The organism is Mesorhizobium sp. M1050 (assembly GCF_040318715.1).
Taxonomy (GTDB): Bacteria; Pseudomonadota; Alphaproteobacteria; order Rhizobiales; family Rhizobiaceae; genus Mesorhizobium.
This window is the reverse complement of record NZ_JAMYMV010000125.1, coordinates 1-8,565: the sequence shown is the minus strand read 5'-3', so window position 1 is coordinate 8,565 and position 8,565 is coordinate 1. Positions and strand designations below refer to the sequence as shown.

7 protein-coding genes are annotated in these 8,565 nt (G+C 63.2%); all 7 read right to left on the bottom strand.

Annotated elements, in window-relative coordinates:
* Positions 1-464 precede the first annotated feature (464 nt).
* A complete protein-coding gene (gene ftsH / locus NKH57_RS32645) occupies positions 465-2,393 on the bottom strand; it encodes an ATP-dependent zinc metalloprotease FtsH (protein WP_023758659.1) in 1,929 nt (642 codons plus the stop codon).
* Between the two features lie 125 nt (positions 2,394-2,518).
* Positions 2,519-3,889, bottom strand: a complete 1,371-nt coding sequence (gene tilS, locus NKH57_RS32640) for a tRNA lysidine(34) synthetase TilS (protein WP_352950451.1) — start codon at positions 3,887-3,889, stop codon at positions 2,519-2,521.
* Between the two features lie 59 nt (positions 3,890-3,948).
* The gene (ybgF, locus tag NKH57_RS32635; RefSeq protein WP_352950449.1) at positions 3,949-5,046 is read right to left on the bottom strand and encodes a tol-pal system protein YbgF; all 1,098 of its coding nucleotides are present in this window, start codon (positions 5,044-5,046) and stop codon (positions 3,949-3,951) included.
* Positions 5,047-5,270: 224 nt separating this feature from the next.
* On the bottom strand, positions 5,271-5,777 hold the full coding sequence (gene pal, locus NKH57_RS32630) for a peptidoglycan-associated lipoprotein Pal (protein ID WP_023758656.1): 507 nt from the start codon (positions 5,775-5,777) through the stop codon (positions 5,271-5,273).
* 242 nt (positions 5,778-6,019) lie between these two features.
* Positions 6,020-6,397, bottom strand: coding sequence for a four helix bundle protein (locus NKH57_RS32625; protein ID WP_352950447.1), 378 nt, complete (start codon positions 6,395-6,397; stop codon positions 6,020-6,022).
* A 38-nt stretch (positions 6,398-6,435) separates the two neighbouring features.
* Positions 6,436-7,746, bottom strand: a complete 1,311-nt coding sequence (gene tolB / locus NKH57_RS32620) for a Tol-Pal system beta propeller repeat protein TolB (protein WP_352950445.1) — start codon at positions 7,744-7,746, stop codon at positions 6,436-6,438.
* Positions 7,747-7,786: 40 nt separating this feature from the next.
* On the bottom strand, positions 7,787-8,565 hold a 779-nt coding region (tolA, locus tag NKH57_RS32615), incomplete at its 5' end, for a cell envelope integrity protein TolA (protein ID WP_352950443.1).

The window sequence follows — 8,565 nt, the reverse complement described above, 5'->3', positions numbered from 1 at the left end:
GCCCCCGGGGCCCCCCCCCGGCGGCGCCGACACCCCCGAGCCCAACACCACCCGCTCCGGGCCACAACCAAAAACCTACCTAAACTACCCCCCCCCCACCCGCGCGGCCGCCGGGCCTTTCTTTGTCAAATGCCGGGCAGGCCATTCGCGCTCGTTTGGTGCCGCCCCTCATTTGCCCTGCCGGACATTTCTCGCCGTATAGTGACGTGTGGTGACGGGGAGAAAGTAGCTGACCACAACGTCGGCGCCATCCCTGGCAACGCAGGTAATTGATTGGCGAAATCGCCGGAAGGCGGCGCCCTTCTGCCCGTCACTATGCGGGGAGAAGATCCCGGCAAGCAGATGAGCGGCAGCGCCGGCTTGGCCCGTCTTAAGCTTAAGCTAGGCAGACGGGCAGCAAAGCCTCCAAACAAAAACGCCGCGGACCATGCCGCGGCGTTTCTGAAATCAACCTCTTGTCGGACTCAGCTTGACGGCTGCGGTTCCATGCCGCCTTCAGGCTCGGGACCCTTCTTACGCCGGCCGCCGGACTTCGGCACGGCCGAGCCACGGCTCGGCGGCGTGTCGTCGCCGAGGTCGCGTGAAGGCTTCTGCCCCGCGATCAATTGCTTGATCTCGTCGCCGGACAGCGTCTCGTACTCGAGCAGCCCTTGCGCCAGCGCGATCCATTCCTTCTTCTTCTTGGTCAGGATGGATTTCGCCGTGGAATAGGCCTCGTCGATCAGGCGGCGCACTTCGGCGTCGATGATCTGCGCGGTCTCTTCCGAGACGTTCTGCGTGCGCGCCACCGAATGGCCAAGGAACACCTCCTCCTGGTTGTCGCCATAGGCGACATGGCCGAGCTTGTCGGAAAAGCCCCAGCGCGTGACCATGGCTCGCGCCAGCTTGGTCGCCTGCTCGATGTCGGAGGAGGCGCCCGAGGTGATGTTTTCCTTGCCGAACTTGAACTCCTCGGCGACACGGCCGCCCATCATGATGGCAAGGCGCGAGATCATGTATTTGTAGCTCATCGAATAGCGGTCACCCTCCGGCAACTGCATGACCATGCCGAGCGCGCGACCGCGCGGGATGATGGTCGCCTTGTGCAGCGGGTCGGCCGATGGCACGTTGAGCGCCAGGATGGCGTGGCCGGCCTCGTGATAGGCGGTCAGCTCCTTCTCGGCCTGGGTCATCGCCGACGAGCGGCGCTCGGCGCCCATCATGATCTTGTCCTTGGCGTCCTCGAACTCGGCCATGGTGACAAGGCGCTTGTTGCGCCGCGCCGCCATCAGGGCCGATTCGTTGACGAGGTTCATCAGATCGGCGCCGGAGAAGCCCGGCGTGCCGCGAGCGACGACTTTGAGATCGACATTGGGCGCCAGCGGCACGTTGCGCACATGCACCTTCAGGATCTTTTCGCGGCCGACGATGTCGGGATTCGGCACCACGACCTGACGGTCGAAGCGGCCCGGCCTGAGCAGCGCCGGGTCGAGCACGTCGGGCCGGTTGGTAGCGGCGATCAGGATGATGCTTTCATTGGATTCGAAACCATCCATCTCGACCAGCAGCTGGTTCAGCGTCTGCTCGCGTTCGTCATTGCCGCCACCGAGACCGGCACCGCGATGGCGGCCGACGGCATCGATTTCGTCGATGAAGATGATGCAGGGCGCGTTCTTCTTGGCCTGGTCGAACATGTCGCGCACGCGGCTTGCGCCGACGCCGACGAACATCTCGACGAAGTCCGAACCGGAAATGGTGAAGAACGGCACATTGGCTTCGCCGGCAACCGAACGGGCAAGCAGCGTCTTACCGGTTCCCGGAGGGCCGACGAGCAGCACTCCGCGCGGGATCTTGCCGCCGAGCCGCTGGAACTTCTGCGGATCGCGCAGGAATTCGACGATCTCTTCCAGATCTTCCTTGGCCTCATCGACGCCGGCGACATCCTGGAAGGTGACCCGGCCATGCGCCTCGGTGAGCAGCTTGGCCTTCGACTTGCCGAAGCCCATGGCGCGCCCGGACCCGGACTGCATCTGGCGCATGAAGAATATCCAGACGCCGAGGATGAGGATCATCGGCAGCCATGAGATCAGGTAGCCGAACAGCGAATTGGAACCGTCACTCTCAGGCCGCGCGTTGATGGTGACGTTCTTGTCCTGCAGTCGCGAGACCAGCGATGGATCGCCGGGCGAATAGGTCTGGAAGCCGCTGGAATTGTCGGTGTAAGTGCCGCTGATACGAGCACCGGCGATGGTCACCGTCTTGACCCGGCCCGCCGCGACATCCTGCAGGAACTGCGAATAAGGTACATCGCTGGAAGCCCCTCGCGTCTGCGGCGTCTGGAACAGATTGAACAGCGCTATGAGCAGGACCGCTATGATCGCCCAAAGCGCGAGGTTGCGATAGTTCGGATTCATCAATTGTCCCGTTGGCATCCGCAGGGCGGACACACGTCGTGAGAGGAAACTTGCGCCTAACATAGGGAGAGCGCCTCCCCTTGCCAAGCATAACAGCATGTCTGGGTTAAGCTTTCGCCCTATCATCAACCGGCACTGTGGCCGCTGAAAGGCAGGGCGGGCAGCTTCGGCGCGCCAATCAGCTCGGCAACGGCACGCGCCGGCGCCAGATCGAAGGACGGCAGGAAGCGGGCAAAGGGTGCAACGACCGGCCGCACTTCAACCATCGCGGATACCGTTCTATGTTCAGACAAATCAAGGCATTCGCCGGCCTGCCACAACGCCGGCTCGGCGGCGAGCGCGGCGCGCATTAGGCTCGGCGGGGCCTTTCCTTCACCAATAGCCAGTCGCTTCGCCGTTGCTGCGCCGAACGGGGCAATCAACAATGTGCCGCTGCCGTCGTTTAATGTGATATGCCGCCGGCCATCCCAGAGGGATTCGTCGCTGGCGGCGGTGGCAGCGGGCAAGCCGCGCGCCTCGCGGCGCAGGAAGATGCCTGCGCGCCGGAAATCGACAACCGTCCGCGACAATGTGGCGCAAAAAAATCCCGCTTTCAGCCGACCCAACAGTGCCTCGCTACGCGTCTGATCCGGCAGGAAGTCCATCCCGCCGATGGTGGCCAAGAGAATGCGGAGCGCATAAACGGCTGCCCGATCGTCGGCTGCGCTCAACAAGTGAGGATCAAGACGGATGAGGCCAGTGACCGGGTGGGTCGCGAAATCGTGGATCAGTTTTGCGGCGGCGAGGCCGAGTTGACTGCGCGCACGGCCCTCATGCGCTGCCAATGCCAGTGCGTCGTCCACGCGCCGCGCGCCGTTGCCGTCGGCAAGGGCTGCACGCATCCGTGGCCGCTCGAAGGCCTTGTCGGCATTGGTCGGGTCGTCGGCCCAGCCGATATTTTGACGCCGCAGGACGTCGCGCAATGCCGCGCGCCGCAACCCGAGGAGCGGCCGCACGATCCAACTGCGCCAGTCATACAAGGTGGCCGGCGCCATGCCGGCAAGCCCGCGGCCCGCGTCCTGGGCCAACCCTTCCTGGCGCGCTTGCCGCATAAGCACCGTCTCCGCCTGGTCGTCGGCGGTATGGCCGGTAAGGATCAGGCCGAGGCCTTCCGCTTGCGCCGCCTCGGCCAGCAGCCGGTAGCGCGCCTCACGCGCCGCCGCAGGCAGACCGGTCGAGGGCTTGGGGCCCGACCAGGTCAGGATGCGGTGTGAAATTCCATAGGTCGCGCACAGCTTCGCCACCGCTTGCGCTTCCGCCGCTGAACCGGCCCGCAAATCGTGGTCGATCGTCACCGCCAGCAGCTTCGTCGCCGGCGCCGTGCGGTCGAGATGGTGTTTGAGGAGGAGGAGCAGGGCGGTCGAGTCGCTGCCGCCGGACACGGCCGCAACAGCGCCGCTGGTAAAATCGATATGCGAAAAAATTCTGGTCGAAAGATCAGGCTCGGTGTCGAGCATCGATGCATGTCACCTTAGAGATGGTCCCGGTTCCGGGGCAACGACATGCGTGAAAGGGATCAGCACGCAGCCAGGGCTTTCTCCTGCTTGATGCGTTCCTTGAGCGCACCGGAAACGTCGGGGTAGCGCTTGCCTATTTCGCTGAAGGTGGCACAGGCCACGTCATGCTGCTTGAGGCCGACCAGCGACACGCCGAGCTTCAGCAGCATGTCGGGAGCCTTCTTGGCCTTGGGGTACTCCTTGCTGGCGGCAAGGAAAGTCTCCGCAGCGTCACGGTATTTCTGCTGGCCGAGCAGCGACTCGCCCAGCCAGTAATGCGCGTCCGCCGCCTTCGCATCCTTGGGGAAACGGGCGATGTGGTCGCGAAAACCCTGTTCGGCGGTGCCGTAATCGCCTGAGAGGATGAACTGGTAGGAGTTGCGGTAGAGCTCCTCGGGATCGTTGGTGGCGGGCAATGCCGCGATTACCGTATCGGATTTGCCGGTCTTGGCCGGCGCGCCGGTGGCTGGCGCGGTATCCTGCACGGGCGCGGTCGACTGAGTGTTGCCGTCGGCATCGACGACATTGCCGTTCTTGTCGACGGTGATGGTTCCGAAGGTCTTTTCAGGCGCTCCCGTACCGGGAATAACCTTGCCGGGGTCGCCATCGGGAGATTCGACGATGACGTCCTCGACCGTCTTGCCGCCTGCTGACTGGTTGTTGCCGGGCGCGGCAGGCGGCTGCGTTGCCGGGGCCGCTGCTACGTTGGTGTCGCTGCCGGTGGTGGCATCGGATTTCTTCTGTGCCGGCGGCTGGCCGCCTTGCGTGCCGCCACCTTCAAGCTGCTGGAAGCGGAATTCGTTGTCTTCCTGCTGCTTGCGGATCTGCTCCTGCATTTGCAGGACCTGGAAATTGAGTTCCTCGATCTTGCCGTTCATCTGCCGCAGCTGCTCTTCCACGCTGGTGACGGCGGCAGGATCGGACTGCACCATCTGAACCTGGTCCGGCTTTTTCTTTTGACCGAAAATGCCGGGCAGTTCGATGCTGGGCAGGTGGAAGGAAAAGCCGCTTTCGCTGGATTGCCCTGAGCCGTTCGCCCCGGGGCCGCTACCCGAGGCGGTGACGCCTGATAGAAGCAGCAGCGCAAGCGTGCCGCTCAAAACCGATCTCAAATGCATGTGCCTCTCGCCGTGATTTCGTTAGCTTGTTCGCGCCTTCCAATCAGAATGGGACCAGCCAAGCGCCTTCGGCTCATAGCAGGAGCCGAGACTTCGGCCAAATTTTGTTTCCGACATCCGGATATGAAAAAGGCGGCCCGGAGGCCGCCTTTCGCATAGGTATGTTGCATTTTTACCGCTGTACGCCGCGCATTCTTTTGACGCGCGACCGGCTGCACGCCGCCTCAGGAACCGGTGCCGCTGAGCGTGGTGACCGCACGGCGGTTCTGCGACCAGCAGGAGATGTCGTCGCACACCGCGACCGGACGTTCCTTGCCGTAGGAAATGGTCTTCAGACGGCTGGCCGAGACGCCCTTGGCGACGAGGAAGTCGCGGGTGGCGGCAGCGCGGCGGGCGCCGAGCGCCAGATTGTATTCACGCGTGCCGCGTTCGTCGGCATGGCCTTCGATGACGATAGCATACTGCTTGTACTGGTTAAGCCACTGTGCCTGGCGAGCCAGCGTCGTTTGCGCATCGGCACGGATCGAGGTCGAGTCCGTATCGAAGAAGATGCGGTCGCCGATATTGACGGTAAAGTCCTGCGCCGATCCGGGAGTTGCCGCGCCGGCGCCGTTGAGGCCAAGATCAGCCGCGTTGTTCGGCGTCTTCTTCGAGGCGCAACCGGCGATGGCGAGCATCGCCACCAGCGCGATCATGACTGGGTTTCTGGTAAGTGCTGCGATACGGCCCATGCCGCCTCTCCTTCGTATTTCGAGTGATTTCGTTGATCACCCAGTAACCACGTTTGGGTTAACCGGCATTCAAGAAACACGGTTAAAATTTGGTTTAGGCTGCCGTCCACAACCTCTTTGTCGGTGGTCACAGTTGGCGCGGACCCTAGGCGGAAATGCGGCCAAAACGCGACGAGGTGATGGAAAAAAGGGGAATTGAAGAGCTGAGGAATTGATGAAATGTCGAACCCCGACAGGACAATTCACTTCAGCTTTTCTCTCAGATTGATCAGCATGCCGTGGACATGCGCATACGCTTGCAGCCACTCATCGCATTGCGCTCGGCTGATGTATTCCAGATCGAACGCGTAAGATATCCACGTCTCCGCTTCGCTGCACGAGCCCATCGCCATCGAAACGAACCGTGCGAATTCCGGTCTGGAGTGTGTCTGCTTGGCAAATCCCTCAGCCAGATTGGCGCAGATTCCCTTGCTGGAACGACGCAACTGATCGGCCAATGCGTATTGCTCAATCTTCGGGAAAGCGAGCGTAGCTTTATGTACGTCAAGAGAAACCGCATAAGCGCGCTTATAAACTTCTAGATCCTTCGCACGCTTAATATAATTCCCCGATTTCTCCATCTTCAATTCTTCAATTCGTCATTTCTCCGATTCGCCTCTTACTCGAGCAGCGGCGACCAGGCTGGGTCCGAAGCGAAGTTCGTGGTCGGGATCGACTGCTCGTTACGGCCGGTAAGATCGACCGACACAAGCTTGGGCCCGCCGGCGGAGTCGCGGAAAAACATCAGCACGCGGCCGTTCGGCGCCCAGGTCGGTCCCTCCTGCTGGAAGCCGGAGGACAGGATGCGCTCGCCGGAGCCATCGGTCTTCATGACGCCGATCTGGAATTCGCCGCCGGTCTGCTTGGTAAAGGCGATGAGATCGCCGCGCGGCGACCATACAGGCGTCGAATAGACGCCGTCGCCAAACGAGATGCGGTTCTGGCCCGAGCCATCGGCGCCCATCACGTAGATCTGTGCACGGCCGCCGCGATCGGAGGTGAACACCACTTGGCTGCCGTCGGGCGAATAGGAGGGCGAGGTGTCGATGGCGGTCGAATTGGTCAGCCGTGTCGTCGAACGGCTGCGCAGATCCATGGCGAAGATGTTGGAATTGCCGTCGTCGCGCAGCAGGCTCATGATCACCTTCTGGCCGTCGGGCGAAAAGCGCGGCGCAAAAGTCATGCCGGGGAAATTTCCGACCAGTTCGCGCTGGCCGGTCTCGATCTGCAGCAGGTAGACCCGCGGCTGGCCGCTCTCATAGGACATGTAGGTGATTTCTTGCCGGTTCGGCGAGAAACGCGGCGTCAGCACGATCGACTTGCCATCCGAGAGATAGCGGATGTTGGCGCCGTCCTGGTCCATGATGGCGAGGCGTTTCTTGCGCGCGTTCTTGGCGCCGGATTCGTCGATGAAGACAACGCGTGTGTCGAAATAGCCTTTTTCGCCGGTCAGCCGCTCATAGATGGCGTCGGCGATGATGTGGGCGACACGCCGCTGATTGGCATCGTTGGCGAAGAACTGCTCGCCGGACATCTGCTGGCCGGCAAAGGTGTCCCAAAGCCGGTATTGGGCACGGATACGGCCGTCGGCTTCCTTGCTGACGCTGCCGGTGACCAGAGCCTGCGCGTTGATGACCTTCCAGTCATCGAAGCGCGGCGCTGCATCCGGGTTGGTGATCTTCTCGATAAAGGCGCTCTTGTCGATCGGCGCAAACAGCCCCGAACGCTTCAGGTCGGCGGTGACGATCTGCGAGATCTGCGCGCCAAGCGCATCGCCGCCCTGGAAGTCGGTGATGGCGATCGGCAGCGGCTCGACATTGCCCTTGTTGACGTTGAGCTCGACGAGCGCCAGCGCCGGCAACGTGCCCACCGCGGTCATGCCCATCGCCATGGCTGCGACCATCAGGAGCGGCTTGAGGATTGATTTCATGTCTTCTCGCTTCTCGTACTGATTTTCGGATACTCGGGCCCTAGAGACCCAGCATCTCCCTAGGATCGAAGGTGACGCGGACGTCGGCCCAGATGTCCTGCTTGCCCGCGGGAACCTGCAGGCCGGTGACATCGCATTTTTGCACCGCGCGGACGGCGCTTTCATCGAACTGACGATTTCCGCTCGACTTTTCGACCGCCGGTCGCCCGTCCAGCTTGCCGGAGGCATCCAGGTTGAACCGCACCACGACGACGAAGTTTTCGGAACCTTCAAGGCCCGCGGGAAGGGTCCAGCAGCCGCCGAGCTGGCTTTCCAGGGCGCCCATTTCCGACCTGGAAAGCTTCTGGCCCTGGTCCTTGTCGCCGCCGAGCGACGCCTGCTGCGTCGAGCGCTTGGCGCCGCCACCGGATGGCTTCTGCTTGTCGAGGAGAGCGGAAATCTCGTCGGCGTTGAATTGCTTGTCGTCGGACTTCGGCTTCGACGAGGCTTCCTTGACCGGCTTGTCGGCATCCTTGCGGTCCGGCGCCTTGGCGCTTTCGGCCTGTGCCGGTTGCGGCTTCGGCCGGGCCTCCGGCGCGGGCGCCGAGTCGGGCAGTTGCGTCGCTTCGGCGGGCGGCTCCTGCGCTATGGCTTCAGCGACGGCATCCGGCTTGACCTCGGGCTTCGGATCTATGGCCGCGGTCTTGTCCTGCGGCGGCGGGGTCGGGGGGGGGGGGGGGGGGGGGGGGGGGGGGGGGGCGGGGGGGGGGGGGGGGGCCGGGGCGCGGGGGGCGGGGCGGGGCGGGGGCGGGGCGGGCGGGGGGGGGGCGGGGGGCCGCG

Coding starts and splice junctions, on each gene's coding strand:
- ftsH (WP_023758659.1), bottom strand. CDS start 2,393: ATGAATCCGAACTATCGCAACCTCGCGCTTTGGGCGATCATAGCGGTC.
- tilS (WP_352950451.1), bottom strand. CDS start 3,889: ATGCTCGACACCGAGCCTGATCTTTCGACCAGAATTTTTTCGCATATC.
- ybgF (WP_352950449.1), bottom strand. CDS start 5,046: ATGCATTTGAGATCGGTTTTGAGCGGCACGCTTGCGCTGCTGCTTCTA.
- pal (WP_023758656.1), bottom strand. CDS start 5,777: ATGGGCCGTATCGCAGCACTTACCAGAAACCCAGTCATGATCGCGCTG.
- NKH57_RS32625 (WP_352950447.1), bottom strand. CDS start 6,397: ATGGAGAAATCGGGGAATTATATTAAGCGTGCGAAGGATCTAGAAGTT.
- tolB (WP_352950445.1), bottom strand. CDS start 7,746: ATGAAATCAATCCTCAAGCCGCTCCTGATGGTCGCAGCCATGGCGATG.